The following is an 18482-nucleotide window of genomic DNA, read 5'->3' as shown; positions in this document are numbered from 1 at the left end:
GGGTGGGTCAAGCCGCTACCGCTTCCGGCGTCCAAATCTTGGCCGGATACGGATAGGCGGTGAGCGCGTCGCTGCGGATCAGGGAGCCGAGCGCCAGGGTCAGCGCCGGCACGTCGATGGCGAGCCGATGGCCTTCCAGCGGCCCGAGGGCGAACGGAAGGCGGGCCAGCATCTCGCGGGTTTGCAGCAGTTCCAGCACGGTCTCGCGCCAGTGATCGAGCAGCGGCAACGGGCAGGTGTCCCGCACCAGCATCCACAGGCGGTCAAGCCTGTGGGCGCTGTCGCGTGGCAGCAGTGCCAATGCGCTGGCGTTGGCCTTGTCGGGCTTGACGCAGCGCCGGTCGAACAGCCACACGTTGGACAGCGAGCCGAACAGCGTCCGCCGGTACGCGCGCGTGATGCGCTTTTCCAGGCGATCGACGTTGCCGATGAATACCGGGACGCTGCCGCCCTGGTCGGTGATGACGTGGAACTGGTCCAGTCCCTGCTCGTCGCGCCCGAGGGTCAGGCGAGCGAGGAACTGCTGGACGGCGGTGTCCCGCGCCCAGATGGACAGGAAGATCAGGTTGCCCTGGTCATCGCCGACGCAGGCGTCGGCCATCACGTCCGGGCATTCGTCGATGCGGTACAGCGTGGAAGAAGTGTTTGCGGGCATGGTGGTGTCCTCGGATGAACGGGAACAGCACCGCCCGCTGGGGCAAGTACTGCCCCAGGGGGTGGAAGAAAACCGCTCAGTCCGGCTCGAACTGCCGGGTGTGCGGGTTGAAGTGAAGCGGCTCGTCCGCCGAAGTGATCGGCGTGAAGCCTTCCAGGTAGATGTTGTTGAGGTACTGGTCGCGGTAGGTCAGTGCCTGCCGTGCCTGGTCCTCGGTGAGGCCGTTGTCGATGAAGTACGCCAGCATTTCCTCGTCGGAGGACACTTCGTCGTTGGACAAACTCCCTTCAACGAGTGCCAGCAACGAGGGCGGAAGCGTTGCCAGGATCGGGTCCATGTCGGTTCCTCCTGGCTCAGGCCATCGACGCCGCGGCGGATGCCGCGGATGCCGTGGGTGTGCGCCGCCGGGCGTGGTAGGCGCGAACGCCTGCACGCCAGTCGGCGGACTGCTCCGGTGCGAGGTCCAGATAGGACAGCGGGCACGTGTAGTAGTACGGGTGCATGGACTCGTCCAAGGACTTGTAGCCCCACTGGCCGCCGCTTCGTTCAAGCAGATCGCAGCGGATGTAGCGCAGGGACTGGCCCGGTGCGAGATCACGATGCACGCCTTCGACCTTGGCGGTCACTTCGGCGACGGACCACAGCACGTTGCCGCGCAGGGTGTGAGCGATGACCTTGACGCTGGCGCGCTCGGTCTCTTGCGGTGCGATCAGTTCCGCGATCAGTTCGGACCGCGATTGGTTTGAGAAATACCAGCCCATGAGAGGCCTCCTCGAAAAGTTGAGCTGAAGGCCTCCCCGTGGGGAAGAACCCCCAGCGGGTGATGGAATGCCGCATCTGCGGCGAAGGAACCTATGCGTCGCCCTCAATCCCAGTCGTCATCGTCTCGATCACAACCGGCCGGGCAGTAGCCGAACTCGATCCCGTGCGAGCAATAGCCATGCTCCGCATTCCAGTCCTGGGTTTCCTGCCGTTCGGCAGGTGTTGCGTAGTCCCATTCCTGGGCCGCGATTTCGAGAGCCTGAGCACGTTGCTCATCCGGCAAACGATTGGCCTGTGCGTCGATCGCCGAACTGAAGAGCGTCACGTAGTGGTCGTAGGACAAGCCGCAACCGCGCTGGGCGTGTGCGGCGGCCGCTTTGCAAAGGTCCCGCCACGCGGGTTCATCCAGCGTTGAACGCGGGGTATCGCAAGCGATGGTGGACATGATGGAGACCTCCAGAAAATGGCCAGGGCCTCCCCCGCATGGGAAAGGAACCCCGGCGGGTGGATGAAGAACACCGCGCATGCGGCGTCTGCGATCACGCAGGTTTTGGTTCGGCCTGGCGGCTCCACTCCTGCGTCTTGAAGTCCAGCGCGTAGCCCAGCTCGCCCAGGCGGGCGATCTGCGCGCGCAGGGTGCGGCGGTCGATGGTCGAATCCAGTTTCACGGACTCGCCCAGCGGCCACAGCAGGCCGAAGAGCGCGGCGTCACCGTCTTCGGTGCTGCCGGGGGCAGCGGCCGTAGCAGGCGGTGGCGCATCCACGCCGAAGGGCGTGGTATCGACCAGCGGGTCCGCGGACGCCTGCACGGGTGCGGGCTTGGCGGGCCTGGACGCTTTGGTGGGCTTGGCCGGCGTTGCCGCAGGCTGCGCCCCTTGCTCTTCATCGAGCGGATCGACGTCCTGGGTGGCGAAGCTGCGGGCTTCGTCGCGGCTGAGTTTGTCGATGCCGTTGAGCGTCATGCCGTCGAGGCTGGCACGGATCTCGAACCGCATGCCGCCGCCGACCGGATAGGACTTCGGGAAGATGTACCTGATGATGAATTCCCCGTCGTACTTGCCTTCGGGGTACTGCTCCAGCTCCGGGTCTTTGACCTCGAAAGTACCGAGGTGCGTCGCGAGGCGGCCAACCGTGAACGGGCCGTTCTTGCCGCGGATGGTACGCAGCGTGAGCTGGCCGGGGACGACGATGGGCGCAACAGATTTCTCGGAAGCCGATGGGGTTGCCATGATGGTTCTCCTGATGATGAATGACGGGCCGCCGACGGCACCCGGTGGATGAGAGGAAATGGCCTCGCCCGAGGTGGGCGAGGTCCGCGTGGCATCACGCCTTGAGCTGGCGCATGCCTTCGGCCAGCAGCCACAACGCCCGGTTCAGGCGCAGGTTCTGGTCGATGCCTTGCACCGGACGGGTGCGCTGATTGCGGCCGTTGGCCGTGCGTCCGTTCAGGCCCCCTTTGACTAGGTTCTCCTGGACGCGGTTGAAGACGGCCCACAGGTCGTTCTTGCGGTCGTCCCATCGCCGAGGGGCCAGCAGTTGGCTCTCGGTGACAGGCGTGGACTTGGCCGGATCGTCGTACTTGAGTGCGAGCGCAGAGTTCGCAAAGACCTCCGCTTCGCCCTCATCGAGGGTGATGGTGCGCATCGCATCGCGCGCGTTATGCACGCGCTCGAAACCTTCGAGGACTCCGTAGGCACCTTCGATCACCTGGCTGGCCACGTCGCCCTTGTGGGGAACGCGGATGTCTGCGGTGGTGTCACCGCAAACCAGGCCGTTGTGGCAGACGAACCGGAACATGCCGGCGAGCATCTGATAGCTGCTCGTGCCGTCATGGCTGTTGAGCAGGATGATCTCGTTCGCCTCGTCGCCGTTGATCTGGCTTGCATGGCGAAGTCGGATGAGGTGCTTCGTGTACTCGCGCCGGTCTTCGTTGCGCACGCGCGTCTGACACACCATGAAGGGCTCGAAGCCCTCCTGGCGCAGCTTGGTCAGCACGGTCGAGGTCGGTATGTAGGCATACCGATCGGACCGGCTCCCATGTGGAGCGTCGGCGAAGATCGACGGAACGACGGCACGAATGCGGTCGTCCGAGAGTGGGCGATCAGAGCGCAGGATCGGGGATTGCGGAGCAAAGCGGGATACCAGAGACATGGCTGATCTCCTTTGAGAAATTCGACAACCGCGTGGCCGTGAGACCACGCGGAACTCGGGGGATGAAATGCGCAAGCACGCGTCCTGGGGACGCGGCGTACGTGGGGAGGAAAAGCGACAAGGCCCCGTGAGAGGCCGTGCCGGATCAGAACGAAGCAGCCAATGCCGGCTCCTGCTCCTGGACTTGCGCCTCGGGCTCGCGCTCGGCGGGCTCGGTGGCCGTGTCGATGGCATCGTCGGCTTCGGACGCGGATGCGTCTTCGGCCGGCGGCGCCTCGGCTTGCGCCTGGCTCGTCGGATAGACCTGGGTGCCGTCGATCTTGATGAGACCGATGTGGACCAGCGTCGATTCCAGGCTGGCGGCCGGTTCCCCGGCGTGCTCACCCTTGGTGCGGATGTACGGATCGATCTTCATGTCGTTCAGACGGAAGGCGATCAGCACCTTGCGGTCACCCTCGACGGCCTGAACGCACCGGCGAACCAGGTGCTCGGCTTCCGGGGTGGCGACGATGGTGTCGAAGTACCGATACTCCGGTTCATCGACAGGCCCGGCCAGTGCCGCGACGGTGCAAGAGAGGAACGAGTCGCCAGCTTTTGGGGTGACGTCCTTCACACGATTGAGATAGCCGATGCCGCGGGTGATCAACTCGTGCTGCTCGATCGAAGCCAGTTCGGCCCGGTCGATCAGTTCGGCCTTGAGCAGTCGCGCCTTGAGGGACGCGGCGGCCTGACCCTTCTGCTCACCCTTGTCGCGGATGTACACATCGCCCCACAGGTCACCGAGGCGAAAGCGCACCAGCGGGCGCTGCTTGGGATCGTCAACGCCGATGTAGCGCTGAACGAGCTTCTTGGCCTCGGCACCCGAGACCTTGACGTCGAAGTAGCGGTAGCTGGGGTCCCGGGCGGGGCCGACCAGCGCGGCGATGGTGCATGCCAGGAAAGGCTGCGCACGGCGGCCGCCCCGGACGGGCACTTCACGGACACGCTGGATGTAGCCGATGCCCGAGGTGTGGAGGTCGAAATACGATTTCTCGTTGGACGTGGTGTTCATGGTGAATCTCCATTGGGATGAAGCGGAGACACACCGGCCCACGCATGCGGGGAAGGTGCGTGACCCCGCGGTGGGTTGATAAGGCGAAAGCATCCGCCACCAGAGGCTGGTGGCCGCTCGCGGAAGGATGCGGTGCGAGCTGGCTCGGTCACGCAGTGGGAACTGCGCCGCAACCTCGAAGACCGATGGTTGCCTGGCATGTCGCTGACGACGTCAGCAGGCATGGGGCCAGCATGGCGGGGCCTCGCGCGCGCGGCAGCAATCAATCGGCACCCGGGCGCTTCCCTTTGTCCGCGCCACCCGGCGCCTGTCACAGGCACTTGGCGCCGCGCAGGTGCTCGGGGGTATCGGCGCGCGGACGGCCGGGACGGCTCCAGGCGCCGCCACCGCGCGCGCCGATCAGCCGCCAGCCGGCGGCGCGCAGGCTGGCGCCACCTTCGTCGGGCATGGTGTAGGTGAGCAGGCGTATGTAGCCCAGCGCCCTTGCCGCCTGCCAGGCCGCGCCGTAGAGCTTGCTGCAGGCGCTGGGTGTGCCGTCGGTGCACAGCCGCGTGACTTCCAGCGTCCAGGTGCCGCGCGACCGGGCGGCCGACAATGGCCACGCCGTGGATCAGGTCGCTGTCGCTCAGCGTGACGGCCAGGGCGAACTTCGCGCCCTGGACCGGGCGGTGGTGGCGATGGTGCGACAGAACGAATGCATTGGCCGTGCGCAGCGACACCGGTAGGAGGTGCAGCCTCGGCGAGGTCGATGGCGTGTTCATGCGGTTGTCTCCGGTGGCATGCCGGCGTTGTGGCCGGCGGGGCGTGCCTCGGCGGCTGGAGACAAACGCGCACGCGCGGCGATGGCGGCGGTGCGAACAAAAGAAGGCCCCCGATGCGGGGGCTGCGAGGCGGTTGCCGCGTCAGGCGGGAGGCACCACTGCTAAGGACAGGTGCGTGGCGGTGGCGGAAAGCACGAGATCGTCCGCCGAGTGCTGGAGGCGCGTGAACAGGCCGTCCTTCGGGTCGAAATACTCCGCGAAGTCATCGCCGCCCAGCTCGCGGCCGGCGAGGTGCCACCAGTCATCGAACGGGTCGGTGTCCGGGTTGCATCCGACGGCGTAGGCGAGCAGTGCCTGGCGCCCATCCGGGCGACGCTCCCCACGCTCGGCGAGGAAGTACACGCCCTGATCCTTGACCAGGACAATGCGGCACTGATTGGGGACGTCTCAGAAAACGGAAAAAATCGTACGCTAAGCCGGTTGCAGCGGTCGTAGCGGCCTGAACTTGCCCGCGCCGATCTTGGCGCTGCTGCGCCAGAGGTAATCGCCGGTCAGGTTGATGTGCTCCCAGCCCAGCGGCGACAGGTACTGCAACAGGGCGTCATCGACAGTCTGGCCGTGACCGCGTAAGGCGTTTGAGGCCCGTTCCAGATAGACCGTGTTCCACAACACTATGGCCGCCGTCACCAGGTTGAGGCCGCTGGCCCGGTAGCGCTGCTGCTCGAAACTGCGGTCGCGGATTTCGCCCAGCCGGTTGAAGAACACGGCGCGGGCTAGCGCGTTGCGGGCTTCGCCCTTGTTCAGTCCGGCATGCACGCGGCGGCGCAGCTCGACGCTTTGCAGCCAGTCCAGGATGAACAGCGTTCGCTCGATGCGGCCCAGCTCGCGCAGCGCCACGGCCAGGCCGTTCTGGCGCGGGTAGCTGCCGAGTTTCCTGAGCATCAGCGAGGCCGTCACCGTGCCCTGCTTGATCGAGGTGGCCAGCCGCACCTTGGCGTTGATCGCCTTGCCGGACGCCTGGAACTGCTGCTGATGCTTGTGCTTGGCAGCGTTGAACAGCTTGCCCAGGATGCGGTCGTGCAGGTCGATGATTTCGTCGGTGACGGTGGCCATGCCCTCGATGGCGAGCGCACCAGGGTCGCGTAGCGGCGCTGTGCCTCGAACTTGGCCAGATCGGCGGGCGTCATCTGGCCGCCTTCGCGGGCGATCTTGAGCAGGCGGTTCTGGTGCACCGACCGCTCGATGCCGGAAGGCAGGTCGAGCGCCTGCCAGGCTTTGAGGCGCTCGATGTGTTCGAGTATGTGGCGCGAGTTCGGCTTGACGGGCGACTGGCGCAGCCAGGCCAGCCAGGTCGTCTTGCCGTTGTCGTGGCGCTTGAGCAGATCGTCGAGGCGGTGCCGGTGGGTGGCCGACAGGGGATCGGACAAGGCCGCGTAGATGCGGCGGTTGGCGCGGCTGTAGGCGTTCATCGAACACCTCCCTTTTCCTCATCCGGCGCAACAGGACAGTTGCTTCACGTCCTTGTTGAAGGTCTGCGCCGCGAGCTTCAGTCCCTCGACCATGGTCAGGTAGGGGAACAACTGGTCGGCCAGCTCCTGCACGGTCATCCGGTGGCGGATCGCCAGCGCGGCCGTCTGGATCAGTTCGCCCGCTTCCGGCGCGACCGCCTGTACGCCGATCAGCCGCCCTGAGCCAGCTTCCGCCACCAGCTTGATGAAGCCGCGCGTGTCGAAGTTGGCGAGCGCCCTCGGCACGTTGTCGAGCGTCAGCAGCCGGCTGTCGGTCTCGATGCCGTCGTGGTGCGCTTCCGCCTCGCTGTAGCCCACGGTCGCCACCTGCGGATCGGTGAACACCACCGCCGGCATCGCCGTCAGGTCCAGCGCCGCGTCGCCGCCGGTCATGTTGATCGCGGCGCGCGTGCCGGCCGCCGCCGCCACATAGACGAACTGCGGCTGGTCGGTGCAGTCGCCGGCAGCAAAGATGTGCGGTGCGCTCGTGCGCATGGCGCGGTCGATGACGATGGCTCCCTGCGCATTGACTTCGACGCCTGCCGCTTCAAGGTTCAGGCTGCGCGTGTTCGGCGCGCGACCGGTGGCGACCAGCAGCTTGTCGGCGCGCACTTCCCCCTGCCCGGTGGTGAGCACGAATTCCCCGCCCGCATAGGCAACGTGGCTCGCCTGGGTGTGGTCCAGCACCTCGATGCCCTCGGCGCGGAAGGCGTCTGTTACGGCTTCCCCGATGGCCGGGTCTTCTCGGAAGAACAGCGTGCTGCGCGCCAGGATCGTGACCTGGCTGCCCAGCCGGGCGAAGGCTTGCGCCAACTCGACCGCCACCACGGAGGAACCAATCACGGCCAGCCGCTCGGGGAGCGAGCTGCTTTCCAGCGCCTCGGTGGAGGTCCAGTGGGGTGTGTCCGCAAGGCCCGGGATTGGCGGAAGCGCCGGGCTCGCGCCGGTGGCAATCAGGCAGCGGTCGAAGTTCACCTCGTGCGTGCCGCCGTCAGCGGTCGCCACGGTCAGCGTGCGCGTGTCCCTGAACCGGGCCTCGCCGCGCAGCACGGTGATGGCCGGAGTGCTTGCCAGGATGCCTTCGTACTTGGCATGGCGCAGCTCCTCGACGCGGCCTTGTTGCTGGGCCAGCAGCCGCTCGCGCAGTACAGCGGGCGCTGCGGCCGGCAGGCCAGCATCGAACGGGCTTTCGCGGCGCAGGTGGACGATGTGCGCGGCGCGGATCATGATCTTGGACGGCACGCAGCCGACATTGACGCAGGTGCCGCCGATGGTGCCGCGCTCGATCAGCGTGACGCGGGCGCCTTGCTCCACGGCCTTCAAGGCAGCCGCCATCGCCGCGCCGCCGCTGCCTATCACAGCCACGTGCAGCGCTTGTTCACCGCCAACATGCTTCGTTTCGCCACCGAGCCAGCCCAGCGCCTTGTCTAGCAGGCCGGCAGGCTTGTTCGGCGTGTCGGTAAGCCGTGCGCGATAGCCGAGCGTGGCCACTGCGGCAACCAGCGGGGCCACGCTCACGCCTGCATCCGCCTCGATTTCGGCCTGCCGCTGCGGATAGGACACCGAGGCCGCGCGCACGCCGGGCACGTTCGTCAAAGCCTGCTGGACGTGCTCGGCGCACGACGTGCAGGTCATGCCTTCGATGTGGAGGGTGATCGCCTCGGCCATGATTACGCCCTCACTGCTTGACGCTGGACGGGTAACCCGCGTTTGCGGTGGCCTTGGTCAAGGCGTCGGCATTGGTCTTGGCCTCGTCGAAGGTGACGACGGCCTCCCGCTTCTCGAAGCTGACTTCGGCCTTCTCGACGCCGGCGACCTTGGACAGAGCCGTCTTGACCGTGATCGGGCACGCGGCGCAGGTCATGCCGGGCACCGACAGGGTGACGGTCTTGGTGGCAGCCCAGGCGGGCGCGCTTAGAGCGGCGGCCAGGGCGATGAGGGTGGTGAGGGTGGTGAGTTTCTTCATGGTGATCTCCTTTCAGTAGAACAGCGGCAGGACGTAGGGAAACGCGAGGGCAACCAGAACCAGGGCGGCCACGATCCAGAAGATCACCTTGTAGGCAGTCCGCACTTGGGGCACGGCGCAAACGTCGCCGGGCTTGCAGGCATGGGCTGGTCGGAAGATGCTGCGCCAGGCGAAGAACAGCGCGATGAGCGCTGCGCCGATGAAGATCGGCCGATACGGCTCCAGCACGGTCAGGTTGCCGATCCACGCGCCAGAGAAGCCGAGCGCGACCAGGACAAGGGGGCCGAGGCAGCAGGCCGAGGCGAGGACGGCCGCGACGCCGCCGGTCGCCAGTGCGCCGCAGCCGTTCTTGGGTTCCGACATAAGGTTCTCCTTCCGGGACTTCGCTTGATGCTGTAACGTTACTTCCGTAGTCAACTACGGAGTCAAGCGCCATGGAGAACGCTCAAGAGAATCTGACCATCGGGGCCTTCGCCAAGGCAGCCCGGGTCAACGTGGAGACGATCCGCTTCTATCAGCTCAAGGGCTTGCTACCCCAGCCGGAGCGGCCCTACGGTCGCATCCGCCGCTACGGGCAGGCGGACGTGGCGCGGGTGAAGTTCGTGAAGTCAGCCCAGCGCCTGGGATTCAGCCTGGATGAAGTCGGCCAGCTCCTGAAACTGGAGGACGGCACCCATTGCAGCGAGGCGGCCGAACTGGCTGCTCACCGGCTGGCCGATGTGCGCGCACGCATGGCGGACCTCACGCGGATGGAAGAGGCCCTGTCGACGCTAGTGAGAGAGTGCAACGCGCACCATGGCAATGTTTCCTGCCCGTTGATCGCAGCTTTGCATTGCTGCTAAAGGGCCCACTTCGGCTCTTAGCGTACGATTTTTTTCCGTTTTCTGAGACGACCCCTGATTGGCGATGGCTTCGGTCAGCACGGGGCGCAGGTCAGCGCCTTTGAATCGCAGTGACATGGATGAAATCTCCTGTGTGGAAGAATGAGAAAGGCCTCCATCCGATGGGATGAAGGGCCTGTAGTGCACGCGGCCGGAACGGCTGGAACGCCGTGGCGGATGCCTCGGGTCAGCCGCAGGACCGCCCGGTTTCGCTGCGGGGCGTCATGCCGGGACGGCCTGGCGCTTGCGGGCCGCTTTCGCGTCGAGGATGCTCACGTCGATCTGGCGCCAGCGCCCGTCGTCGATGAGCCTCTCCAGCACTTCGCCGAGCATGTCGAAATACACCTCGTCGTGCCGATCGACCAGTTCGACCGATTCACCGTTCTGACGGTGCAGTTCCACCACGTAGGTGTCTCCGCCGCGGTCGTAGAGGATCGTCACCCGGCCCTCGAACTTCGCGGTCGAGACCGTGAAGCTGATCGCCGGCGGGGTCTCGATGATCTTGGAGGGCGTGGGATCGACCCAGGTGAAGTCGCGGGCACCGGCATCCACCAGCATGTGGGTGATGCGCCGGAAGCGATCGGGGGCCGGCATCTCCTCCAACTGCTCGATGAGCTGGCCCAACTCCATGCACTGCGGCGTGGGAATGGGCAGCTTGGCCGGCGCCGAGCCGAGGATGTGCCTCGTGATGGTGTACGGCGTGCCGTCCGAAGTCTCCTCGGTGATGACCTCCGGCGTGTCCGCGCGCAGTCCGTCGAAGCGACGACGGGCATAGGGTTGGACATGCACCTTGGCGCCTTCGGCAGGAACCGTGGTCACCAGGCTGGGATCGAGCACCGCGAACTCGGAAGGCTTGAGCTTGACGACGATGGCATCGTCGGTCGCGGCGACCACCTTGCCGTCGAAGGGTTGGGGGTCGATGGCGAAGCCCAGCGTTGAGGACAGCGGCTGATCATCGAACACGCGGTACTTGAACGACCGCACGTTGCGGGGCACATGGCCTGCGACCAGCGAAGGCATCATGGATTTGATGAGGGAACGATCCATGGGGAAACTCCTTGAGGAAAAACAAGGGATTCCCCGCCCGCAAGGGAGAGGTCCCTTGTGGGTGGCGTGGATGGACGCGGTAGGTCCGTAGGAAGAAACGACCAGCACGGTTTCCCGCGCTTGCAGCCTCGAAGGTCTCGACTGCCTGGGCATGTGCCGGCAACGCCGACGAACATGGGGCAAGCATGGCCCTGGGGCGGTCTGCCTGCCCGCAGGAAACGGCACCGCACCACAACCGTTTTCCTGTGCTGCGGGCAAGAAAAAGCCCCTCGAAAGGGGCTGGAGGAATCAGGCTTGGTACACGAAGTAGTGCTCGCGCTGACGCGGAAAGAACACGTGTTTCCACGTGTCGCCGCTTGTGTTGCCACCGTCGAAGACGACCATTTCGTAGTCGTCCACGTCGGTGTCCACCAGGTCGGCGCTGGCGATATGGCGCATGTGCAGCGTGCCGCTCATGCGCTCGAATACCAGGATCTGGCCGATGGCATCTTCCTGGCTCATGGCGTTGACGCAGGCTCCGAGTTGGTGCTCGAAGTCGGATGCGGGTGTGATGAGGTCGGGGAACATGGGATCGCTCCTGTGAAAGTGCGCCGGCCCGGCTCTCTGGCGGGAGACCGGGCCGGCATGCGGTGAGGACAAGGAAGGCCGGGGATGTGTGTGGCAGCTATTCGCCGGCCAGCGATAGGCCCGGCAACACGGGTGCGTCGGCATCGAGGATGAGGATGCGCACGTCGGCCTGGCCGGCCAGTTCAAGGATCTGTGCCAGCTCGTCCGGCATGCCCTTGCTGCGGTGCTCCTGCCGAAGCTGCTCGGCGGCGATCCCCTCGACGTCCTGCAGGTGCTGGTCCGTCCAGGGCGTGGAGATCAGCTTGACGCCGATCGCCGGGCTGTAGGGAATCCGGAACGCGATGAACAAAAAGGCCTCCGGCGTCGCGAGGTCAGCCAGGTTGGCCAGGTACTGGCCGGTTTCGCGGCTGATGTGCGCGCTGCTGATTTCCCAGCACCGGCTGTAGTAGCCGGTCTCGAAGCTCAACCGCTGCACGACTTCCCGTGCGGCCTCGGCCGAATAGGTGTCGCCAATGTGGACGGGGCGGCCGTCGAAGTCGTCGCCGTGGATCGCGTACACCACGGCACCCACCATGCCTTCGCCGCTGCCCCCTTCAGCCGCGTCGCATTCGGCGATCAGTGCGGCGCCGACAGGTTCGGTGCCAGTCCTGACCACCGCGAAGTCGCTGGTGATGATGCAAGGAGAAGAAACCAGCGCCGCGTCGCAGAGGTGCTGCTGGCTCGGGTGGATGTTTCGCCAAACATGCGGGCTTCCGTCCTCGTAGCTGATGGACAGCGTGCGGACGATTTTCAGATTCCAGTAGCCGCGTAGAAAGGGATTGGGATTCTGGGACATGGGATTTCTCCAACAGAATAATGATGGAGCAAATCCCCGCCACCGGGAATTGACCCCGGTGGGTGGAAAGAAAGGAAACAGCGTCAGGTGACGCTGATCGTTGGCGTTTGGGCCAATCGCTCGGCGACGCGCCGGCGCAAATTCATGCGGAATGGCTCGTCGCTGACGCCCGCCAGCAGATTGATGGTCTCCAGCGCGATCAGGGCCGAAGCCTCTTCGATGTCGGCGGCCACAATGGTCTTGCGCAATTGGTCGCCGAGCTGGAGGGCCTGGGAGGAGGAGCTGATGAAGCGGACCTCGCGGCTCAGGTAGCAGCCGTTGCCGCCGAACTCGAACAGCCGCGGCTTGCTGCAGTACCAGCAGCCCTCGAACTGGATGGCGGTCAGGTGGTGCCCGTCATCGAACCGGGTGGCGATCAGAAACAATGCGTCGAGATCGGCGGTGTCCTCGAACGAATGACGGTCGATCAAGTTCCCCAGCTCTTCGTCCTCATCGGCACGGAAGTGCACGGCGAGCAGTTCGAGCAGCGGCGGGATCGACAGCCCTTCGTCGTCCGGCATCGGAATACCGAGTTGCGTGGCCAGGTCTTCCAGGCCATCGAGCACGTCCGGCCATTGCGGATTGGTGGTCTCGGCGATCTGGGCGATGTAGGCCTGCCCGTTGCCGGGGTGGCTCTCGTCCAGCGCGAAGGCGCCGAACAGCGCCTGGATGACGGGCGTCACACGGTCGAGCACGAGAACGCCGGTGGCTTCGTAGTAGTTGTTGGCCATGAAGGCTCCTTTCGATGAATGAACGGAGCCAGCCCTTGCGGACGATGGCATCCGCAGGGGAAACCGCCTGATGCCGGATGGCGCTGGGCGGGGAGAAAACGCGAGGGACATGGCCTCGAACGAGGCGCATGTCCCTCATGGGGTCCCGTGAACGCAGTGATGAAGGTGTGCCAGGGACCGGCTCACCAACCGCTGTAGTTCAGCAGCAGGTCGGCGATCACCTGGCGACGTTGCAGATCGAGACCATCGAAGTCCGACAGTCCTTGGAAGTGGCAGCGCTTGAGCATGGCACCGCCCTCGCGCGCGTTGTAGAAGCTGAACATGGCGGACAGGAACATGCGTTCCCCGCTGCTCAGGACGCCGAGTGCGTCGTTGGCACGCAGCATGTCGGGACGCAGATCCCACTTGCTCTTTGCCTGGTTCAGGCCTTCGCGCGTGCCGTCGCCAAACCATTGCGGGCCTGCGATCTCGACGCCGCGCTTCCAGACCTCGAAGAAGGCTTGGGGCGCGGCGGCGAAATGCTGCTCTTCCCGCATGATCTGATCGACGACTTCCTGGGGCAAAAGCTGGTTCATGACGTGGTTCCTCCAGTTGGATCAGGGTGTGGCGAGCTGGGACCAGCCGCCTCTTTCGAGGGCACGTTGAGCCGCGGCATAGCTGCGGAAGTACTGGCAGGATTCCCGCGAAACGGGACCTTCTGTATCGCGCGTGCCGATGTAGTGGCCGGCGGCGCTATGCAGGATTTCGAGCGGCAGGAACTTGCCGCAATGGATCAAGGCCAACTGGCCGAAAGAGGCTTGCTGGGACATGGACGGGCTCCTTGGAAAAAGCGGGGCCTCGTCCCTCACGGGATGGCAGCTCCCGCACGCGGTTGAGAAAAAAGCATCGGCGTCACGGGTGACGCGCGTCCGCAGACTCGATGCGATGGCGGACTGGCGGGTAGCGCGGAAAGAATCCGCGGCAGCCTGGAAACTCTGGCTGCTGGCATGGTGCTGACGAATCAGCGACACATGCGGGCAGCTTCATGCGCGAGGCGAGCCGCGTCAGCCGGAAATCGGCATTTGCAACAGCCCCGATTGGCGAACGCGGAAAAAAGAAAGCCCCGCAATAAGTGCGGGGCTGTCAGGAGGATGAGGCGAAACTGGGTCAGCGAGGCCTGTCGCCCAGTACATGCTGCTTCCACAGGGCGAATGCCTCGTCCGGTCCCAGCTCTGCGAGGATGACGATGGGCTGGCCCCGACGGGCACGCAGCGATGCGAAATACGCTGGCCGGTCGGCGATGGCGTTGAGCTTGATGCCCTTTAGGAACAGCAACTGGCGGGGGCGAACTTTGGTGGTAACGCAGGCATGATTGCGCTTGTTTGGGGCAAAAGGGCCAGCGAAGCGGGCGGACACGGCCAGAAAACCGCGACGAACTACTTGTACTTGCCAGGCGAGGCGAACGGGTGACATCAGCATATCGCTATGCGGTAAAGAAGACCGTCCTAAAGCTTGCAGGATCCCGGCATAGCTTCATCATCACCTCTCCGTGACGGCTCATTGGAACGAAAAAGGCCAGCATCGCCGTGATGGACTTTCATAATTGCCAGGTCAACTGGCTTGCGTGCTGTTTATTCACAGCAAGGCATTGCGACGTCGTTGCAGCAATCGCCGCCATCGCAACAGGGCGTTGCAGCAAAAGCGGCGGTGGGCGCTAGCATGAGGGCCAAGCCGCGGCCGCTCATGCTGGGGGCCGTTCTCTTCAGATTGGTGTCCTGCACCGTGTGCATTGCGAATTTCCGGATCGTCCCAATGTCACTGGGACTCCTTTGTGGCGGCCGGGTTCTCCACGCTCATGAACGACTGGGCCACCAGCGCGATCGCCCCGCCCACGATGGCCATGTCAGCGATGTTGAAGGCGGGCCAGTGCCAGCCGTGCAGGTGAAAGTCGATGTAGTCGATAACGTGCCCGCGCGTGGCGCGGTCGAACGCGTTGCCCAATGCGCCGCCCAGAATGAGGCTGTACGAAAGGCCTTCCGTTTTGCGCAGCGGCCGGGAGAGCAGCCATGCGAGCCATGCCGATATTGCGAACGCGATCGCCAGAAAAAACCACCGCTGCCAGCCGCCCGCGCCAGCAAGGAAGCTGAACGCCGCGCCGGGATTGAGAGCGTGAACTAGGTTGAAGAATGACGCCACCTCGTGCGACCAACCCAAGGGAGTTGTCGCGTCAATGTAGCTCTTAGCTGCCTGATCGCCGGCGAATATAACGATCGCGAGTGAGTACCACTGCGTCTTGCGAAGAGATGGTTCATCCATTGTTCATGCCGCCTTGAACTTCAGGAGGCGCAGCCCATTGACGACAACCAAAAGACTTGCCCCCATGTCAGCGAACACAGCCATCCACATGGTGGCATGCCCTGTGAACGTCAACGCAAGGAACACCGCCTTGATGCCAAGGGCCAGAACGATGTTCTGCGTGAGGATCGCCGCAGTGCTACGCGACAGCCGGATGAAGGCGGGGATCTTGCGCAGGTCGTCGTCCATCAGGGCGACGTCGGCTGTTTCGATCGCGGTGTCGGTGCCGGCCGCGCCCATGGCGAAGCCGATGTCGGCACGGGCGAGCGCGGGCGAATCGTTGATGCCGTCGCCCACCATGCCCACCTGGCCCTCGCCGCCGACCAGGCTTTCGATGGTCTTGAGCTTGTCTTCGGGCAGTTGGTCACCACGGGCTTCAGAGATTCCGACCTGGGCAGCGATGGCCGCGGCCGTGTGCTGGTTGTCCCCCGTCAGCATCAGCGTGCGCACACCCAGCGCCTGCAGGTCGGCCACCGCCTCACGGCTGGTTTCCTTCACGGTGTCGGCCACTGCAAAAATGCCGAGCACGGTCGCATCGTCCATCAGCAGGATCGCTGTCTTGCCTTGGCGCTCCAGGGTCTCCAGCCGAGCCTGGAGCGTCGCTTCGCTCAGGCCCAGCTCCTGGGCGAGCCTGTGGTTGCCCATGTGCAACATGCGCCCGGCGACGCGGCCGCGCACGCCGCGGCCAGGCAGCGCCGCGAAGTCGTCGACCTCGTGCAGCGCGATGCCGTCACGGTTCGCCTTGCGGGCGATGGCCTGAGACACAGGATGGTCCGAGCGTGCCGCGAGGCTTGCGGCCCAGGCGGCAACTTCCTGCGCCTCGCCGATCAGCGGCACGAAGTCGGTCTGCTCGGGCTTGCCATGTGTGAGTGTGCCGGTCTTGTCCAGGGCCAACGCCTTGAGCTTGCGCCCGCCCTCCAGGTAGACGCCACCCTTGATCAGGATGCCGCGTCGGGCGGCAGCGGCCAAGCCGCTGACGATGGTGACCGGCGTGGAGATGACCAGAGCGCAGGGGCAGGCGATCACCAGCAGTACCAGGGCCTTGTAGACCCAGTCAAACCATGCGCCGCCGAAGGCGAGCGGCGGCACGACGGCAACCAGCACGGACACCGCGAACACCGCCGGCGTGTAGACGCGGGCGAACTGGTCGACGAAGCGCTGCGTGGGCGCACGGCTGCCCTGCGCGGACTCCACGGCATGGATGATGCGCGCGAGCGTCGAGTCGCTGGCGCCTGCGGTCACCTTGTATTCGAAAGAGCCGGTCTCATTGATGGTTCCGGCGAAGACCTGGTCACCTTCGGCCTTCTCGACGGGCAGGCTCTCGCCGGTGATGGGCGCCTGGTTGATGGCCGATCGACCCGAGGTGATCAGGCCGTCCAGTGCGATGCGCTCGCCAGGACGCACGCGGACCACCGCGCCCTTTGCGACCTCCTTGGCCGGCAGCTCTGTCCATGAGCCATCGGCCTGCCGCACGGTCGCGGTCTCGGGCGCCAAGTCCATCAGCCCCCGAATGGCGTTGCGGGCGCGGTCCAGCGACTTCGCCTCGATCACTTCCGCCAACGCGAACAGGAACATGACCATGGCGGCCTCCGGCCAGTGGCCGATCGCCATGCCGCCGGTGACCGCGATGGCCATCAGGGCGTTCATGTTCAGGTTGAGGTTCTTCAGCGCGATCCAGCCCTTCTTGTAGGTGCTGAGGCCGCCGGTGAAGATCGAAACCAGTGCCAGCACGATCACGGCCCAATGATTGCCGTCGTTGACCCAGTACACGCCTTCGGCGGCCACCGCCGCAACGCCCGAAACCGCCATCGGCCACCAATTGGTCTTGTGCGCGGCCACCGGGGCATCGCGCGGCTCATCAGTCCTCTGGACCTCGGCTTCCATGCCCAGCGATTCGATGGCTTCGACTGCCGGCTTGATCGCGTCGGGTGTGTGCCGAACCGTGAGCGTGCGCTGCATCAGGTTGAAATCCATTCCCTGCACGCCCGGCATGCCTTGCAGCTTGCCGCGGATCAGACTTTCCTCGGTCGGACAGTCCATCTTCGCGATGCGAAGTACCGTGGTGGCTGTCTGCATGTCCTGCCGCGCAGCCTGCATTCCAATGGAAGCAAGCGCCTTCTCGATCGGCGCTGAGGTCGCCAGCGTGTGCTGGACTCCCAGCACACGCTGCATCAGATTGAAGTCGAGCGCGGTCACACCCGGCAGCTTGCCCAGCCGGTCGCGGATCAGCGCTTCTTCCGTCGGGCAATCCATGTTCTCGATCCGGTACGTCACCCGCTCGCCGATCGGCGGCGCGGAAACGGCAGCGGTTGGTTGCTGCTGCAGGGCCGAGGATGGGATCACAGCCGCGGCTTCGATCGGCCCCGTGTGGCCGAAGGTCTGCTCCTTGGCGCGCATGCCGATCGAGGCCAGGACCTGCTCCATCTGCGCGCGTGCCTGAGCGAGGTGTTTCACCGACAGGGTGCGCTCAGCGAGGTCGAAGTCGAGGTCCTGAATTCCCTCGACTGCCCCGAGGTGCGAGCGGATGAGTTTCTCCTCGCTCGGGCAGTCCATGTTCTCGATGCGGTAGGTGGTCGACACGGCGGCGTCTCGGACAGCCTGAGCCTTCATGCCCACCGAATTCAGCGCTTGCTCCAAGGCATCGGCCGAGACTTCGCGGTGCGAAATGGTCAACAAACGCTGCGGAAGATCGAACAGGAGCCGCTCGACACCGGGCATGCCCTCCAGCGTTCGCCGCACCAGTGCTTCCTCATTGCGGCAATCCATGTTGCTCACGTGGAAAACGGTGGTTTCAGTGCTGGCCTGCTCACTGGCGCACGCCGTCTGTTGGCCATTGCCGCCGGAGCAGGCGCATGGGCTGGAAGGTTCTTTGTTCATAGATCGCTCTTCATTGACAAGGTTTTCCCCGGATGCCATCATTAGAAAACCTCTAGTAGATATAGAGTCAAGTTTTTTATAGGAAGCAACCATGATGCGGATCGGTGAACTGGGCAAGAAGGCAGATTGCTTGGTGCAGACCGTGCGCTTTTACGAGTCAGAAGGCTTGCTGCCCGAGCCTGCACGTAGCGAGGGCAACTTCAGGCTCTATGACGAAGTCCATTTGCAGCGCTTGCTGTTCATCCGCCGCTGCCGGGCGAAGGACATGACGCTGGATGAGATCCGTCAACTGCTGAACTTACGGGATCGGCCAGAGT

The 18482-nt window shown here is 64.9% G+C and carries 22 protein-coding genes and 2 pseudogenes; 2 read left to right on the top strand and 22 right to left on the bottom strand.

The window, feature by feature from the left end:
• Positions 1–7: 7 nt before the first annotated feature.
• From APH42_RS21735 to merT, 13 genes and pseudogenes are all read right to left on the bottom strand, one after another.
• Positions 8–655, bottom strand: a complete 648-nt coding sequence (locus tag APH42_RS21735; RefSeq protein ID WP_003116820.1) for a hypothetical protein — start codon at positions 653–655, stop codon at positions 8–10.
• Positions 656–731: 76 nt separating this feature from the next.
• The gene (locus APH42_RS21730; protein WP_003090124.1) at positions 732–992 is read right to left on the bottom strand and encodes a hypothetical protein; all 261 of its coding nucleotides are present in this window, start codon (positions 990–992) and stop codon (positions 732–734) included.
• 16 nt (positions 993–1008) lie between these two features.
• Positions 1009–1416, bottom strand: coding sequence for a hypothetical protein (locus APH42_RS21725; RefSeq protein ID WP_003116821.1), 408 nt, complete (start codon positions 1414–1416; stop codon positions 1009–1011).
• 104 nt (positions 1417–1520) lie between these two features.
• Positions 1521–1862 (bottom strand): hypothetical protein, encoded by a 342-nt coding sequence (locus APH42_RS21720; RefSeq protein WP_003116822.1) that lies wholly within the window; start codon positions 1860–1862, stop codon positions 1521–1523.
• 94 nt (positions 1863–1956) lie between these two features.
• Positions 1957–2646 carry a DUF3275 family protein gene (locus APH42_RS21715; RefSeq protein ID WP_003116823.1) on the bottom strand — a complete coding sequence of 230 codons (690 nt, stop codon included), beginning with the start codon at positions 2644–2646 and terminating at the stop codon, positions 1957–1959.
• A 94-nt stretch (positions 2647–2740) separates the two neighbouring features.
• Positions 2741–3568: a DUF932 domain-containing protein gene (locus APH42_RS21710; protein ID WP_003116824.1), complete on the bottom strand. Its 828-nt coding sequence runs from the start codon at positions 3566–3568 to the stop codon at positions 2741–2743.
• A gap of 145 nt (positions 3569–3713) precedes the next feature.
• A complete protein-coding gene (locus APH42_RS21705; RefSeq protein WP_003116825.1) occupies positions 3714–4619 on the bottom strand; it encodes a DUF3577 domain-containing protein in 906 nt (301 codons plus the stop codon).
• A 310-nt stretch (positions 4620–4929) separates the two neighbouring features.
• Positions 4930–5380, bottom strand: a pseudogene (locus APH42_RS30905) (XF1762 family protein).
• A gap of 141 nt (positions 5381–5521) precedes the next feature.
• Positions 5522–5806, bottom strand: a complete 285-nt coding sequence (locus APH42_RS21695; protein ID WP_031629745.1) for a DUF3085 domain-containing protein — start codon at positions 5804–5806, stop codon at positions 5522–5524.
• Between the two features lie 45 nt (positions 5807–5851).
• Positions 5852–6858: pseudogene (locus APH42_RS29475) on the bottom strand (Tn3 family transposase); the annotation flags it as partial.
• Between the two features lie 9 nt (positions 6859–6867).
• A complete protein-coding gene (merA, locus tag APH42_RS21685) occupies positions 6868–8556 on the bottom strand; it encodes a mercury(II) reductase (RefSeq protein ID WP_003098932.1) in 1689 nt (562 codons plus the stop codon).
• A gap of 10 nt (positions 8557–8566) precedes the next feature.
• The gene (gene merP, locus APH42_RS21680; protein ID WP_003116826.1) at positions 8567–8854 is read right to left on the bottom strand and encodes a mercury resistance system periplasmic binding protein MerP; all 288 of its coding nucleotides are present in this window, start codon (positions 8852–8854) and stop codon (positions 8567–8569) included.
• Positions 8855–8866: 12 nt separating this feature from the next.
• A complete protein-coding gene (merT, locus tag APH42_RS21675) occupies positions 8867–9217 on the bottom strand; it encodes a mercuric ion transporter MerT (RefSeq protein WP_003116827.1) in 351 nt (116 codons plus the stop codon).
• A gap of 71 nt (positions 9218–9288) precedes the next feature.
• On the opposite strand from merT, the gene merR reads away from it, so the two are divergent.
• Positions 9289–9696, top strand: a complete 408-nt coding sequence (gene merR, locus APH42_RS21670; RefSeq protein ID WP_003098939.1) for an Hg(II)-responsive transcriptional regulator — start codon at positions 9289–9291, stop codon at positions 9694–9696.
• Between the two features lie 261 nt (positions 9697–9957).
• On the opposite strand, the gene APH42_RS21665 is transcribed toward merR, so the two are convergent.
• The 9 genes from APH42_RS21665 to APH42_RS21625 form a co-directional block, all read right to left on the bottom strand.
• Entirely contained in the window at positions 9958–10782 is an 825-nt protein-coding gene (locus tag APH42_RS21665) for a hypothetical protein (protein WP_003098941.1), read from the bottom strand.
• Positions 10783–11070: 288 nt separating this feature from the next.
• Complete coding sequence (locus APH42_RS21660; RefSeq protein ID WP_003116828.1) at positions 11071–11349, bottom strand: hypothetical protein; 279 nt, start codon at positions 11347–11349, stop codon at positions 11071–11073.
• 97 nt (positions 11350–11446) lie between these two features.
• Positions 11447–12184, bottom strand: coding sequence for a hypothetical protein (locus APH42_RS21655; RefSeq protein WP_003116829.1), 738 nt, complete (start codon positions 12182–12184; stop codon positions 11447–11449).
• Between the two features lie 83 nt (positions 12185–12267).
• A complete protein-coding gene (locus APH42_RS21650; protein WP_003116830.1) occupies positions 12268–12954 on the bottom strand; it encodes a hypothetical protein in 687 nt (228 codons plus the stop codon).
• A 182-nt stretch (positions 12955–13136) separates the two neighbouring features.
• Positions 13137–13529, bottom strand: a complete 393-nt coding sequence (locus APH42_RS21645; RefSeq protein ID WP_003116832.1) for a hypothetical protein — start codon at positions 13527–13529, stop codon at positions 13137–13139.
• 21 nt (positions 13530–13550) lie between these two features.
• Entirely contained in the window at positions 13551–13763 is a 213-nt protein-coding gene (locus tag APH42_RS21640) for a hypothetical protein (protein ID WP_003116833.1), read from the bottom strand.
• A gap of 337 nt (positions 13764–14100) precedes the next feature.
• Positions 14101–14412 (bottom strand): hypothetical protein, encoded by a 312-nt coding sequence (locus APH42_RS21635; RefSeq protein WP_003108988.1) that lies wholly within the window; start codon positions 14410–14412, stop codon positions 14101–14103.
• Between the two features lie 336 nt (positions 14413–14748).
• Entirely contained in the window at positions 14749–15249 is a 501-nt protein-coding gene (lspA, locus tag APH42_RS21630) for a signal peptidase II (protein ID WP_003098955.1), read from the bottom strand.
• A gap of 3 nt (positions 15250–15252) precedes the next feature.
• Positions 15253–18165 (bottom strand): heavy metal translocating P-type ATPase, encoded by a 2913-nt coding sequence (locus APH42_RS21625; RefSeq protein ID WP_003098961.1) that lies wholly within the window; start codon positions 18163–18165, stop codon positions 15253–15255.
• Positions 18166–18259: 94 nt separating this feature from the next.
• On the opposite strand from APH42_RS21625, the gene APH42_RS21620 reads away from it, so the two are divergent.
• The coding region (locus APH42_RS21620) for a MerR family transcriptional regulator (RefSeq protein WP_256217839.1) at positions 18260–18482 on the top strand (223 nt) is incomplete at its 3' end.

Origin of the sequence: Pseudomonas sp. NBRC 111140 (assembly GCF_001320885.1) — a bacterium.
GTDB classification, from domain to species: Bacteria; Pseudomonadota; Gammaproteobacteria; order Pseudomonadales; family Pseudomonadaceae; genus Aquipseudomonas; species Aquipseudomonas putida_P.
Note: the sequence above shows the minus strand (reverse complement) of the source record. Positions and strands in the feature narration are given on the sequence as shown.

Excerpts from the sequence above, each read along its gene's own strand:
- APH42_RS21710 (WP_003116824.1), bottom strand. The coding sequence starts at position 3,568 with ATGTCTCTGGTATCCCGCTTTGCTCCGCAATCCCCGATCCTGCGCTCT.
- merA (WP_003098932.1), bottom strand. The coding sequence starts at position 8,556 with ATGGCCGAGGCGATCACCCTCCACATCGAAGGCATGACCTGCACGTCG.
- APH42_RS21645 (WP_003116832.1), bottom strand. The coding sequence starts at position 13,529 with ATGAACCAGCTTTTGCCCCAGGAAGTCGTCGATCAGATCATGCGGGAA.
- APH42_RS21655 (WP_003116829.1), bottom strand. The coding sequence starts at position 12,184 with ATGTCCCAGAATCCCAATCCCTTTCTACGCGGCTACTGGAATCTGAAA.
- APH42_RS21720 (WP_003116822.1), bottom strand. The coding sequence starts at position 1,862 with ATGTCCACCATCGCTTGCGATACCCCGCGTTCAACGCTGGATGAACCC.
- APH42_RS21635 (WP_003108988.1), bottom strand. The coding sequence starts at position 14,412 with ATGCTGATGTCACCCGTTCGCCTCGCCTGGCAAGTACAAGTAGTTCGT.
- merR (WP_003098939.1), top strand. The coding sequence starts at position 9,289 with ATGGAGAACGCTCAAGAGAATCTGACCATCGGGGCCTTCGCCAAGGCA.
- APH42_RS21625 (WP_003098961.1), bottom strand. The coding sequence starts at position 18,165 with ATGAACAAAGAACCTTCCAGCCCATGCGCCTGCTCCGGCGGCAATGGC.
- merT (WP_003116827.1), bottom strand. The coding sequence starts at position 9,217 with ATGTCGGAACCCAAGAACGGCTGCGGCGCACTGGCGACCGGCGGCGTC.
- APH42_RS21705 (WP_003116825.1), bottom strand. The coding sequence starts at position 4,619 with ATGAACACCACGTCCAACGAGAAATCGTATTTCGACCTCCACACCTCG.
- APH42_RS21640 (WP_003116833.1), bottom strand. The coding sequence starts at position 13,763 with ATGTCCCAGCAAGCCTCTTTCGGCCAGTTGGCCTTGATCCATTGCGGC.
- APH42_RS21735 (WP_003116820.1), bottom strand. The coding sequence starts at position 655 with ATGCCCGCAAACACTTCTTCCACGCTGTACCGCATCGACGAATGCCCG.
- APH42_RS21650 (WP_003116830.1), bottom strand. The coding sequence starts at position 12,954 with ATGGCCAACAACTACTACGAAGCCACCGGCGTTCTCGTGCTCGACCGT.
- lspA (WP_003098955.1), bottom strand. The coding sequence starts at position 15,249 with ATGGATGAACCATCTCTTCGCAAGACGCAGTGGTACTCACTCGCGATC.
- APH42_RS21660 (WP_003116828.1), bottom strand. The coding sequence starts at position 11,349 with ATGTTCCCCGACCTCATCACACCCGCATCCGACTTCGAGCACCAACTC.
- APH42_RS21730 (WP_003090124.1), bottom strand. The coding sequence starts at position 992 with ATGGACCCGATCCTGGCAACGCTTCCGCCCTCGTTGCTGGCACTCGTT.
- APH42_RS21715 (WP_003116823.1), bottom strand. The coding sequence starts at position 2,646 with ATGGCAACCCCATCGGCTTCCGAGAAATCTGTTGCGCCCATCGTCGTC.
- merP (WP_003116826.1), bottom strand. The coding sequence starts at position 8,854 with ATGAAGAAACTCACCACCCTCACCACCCTCATCGCCCTGGCCGCCGCT.
- APH42_RS21665 (WP_003098941.1), bottom strand. The coding sequence starts at position 10,782 with ATGGATCGTTCCCTCATCAAATCCATGATGCCTTCGCTGGTCGCAGGC.
- APH42_RS21725 (WP_003116821.1), bottom strand. The coding sequence starts at position 1,416 with ATGGGCTGGTATTTCTCAAACCAATCGCGGTCCGAACTGATCGCGGAA.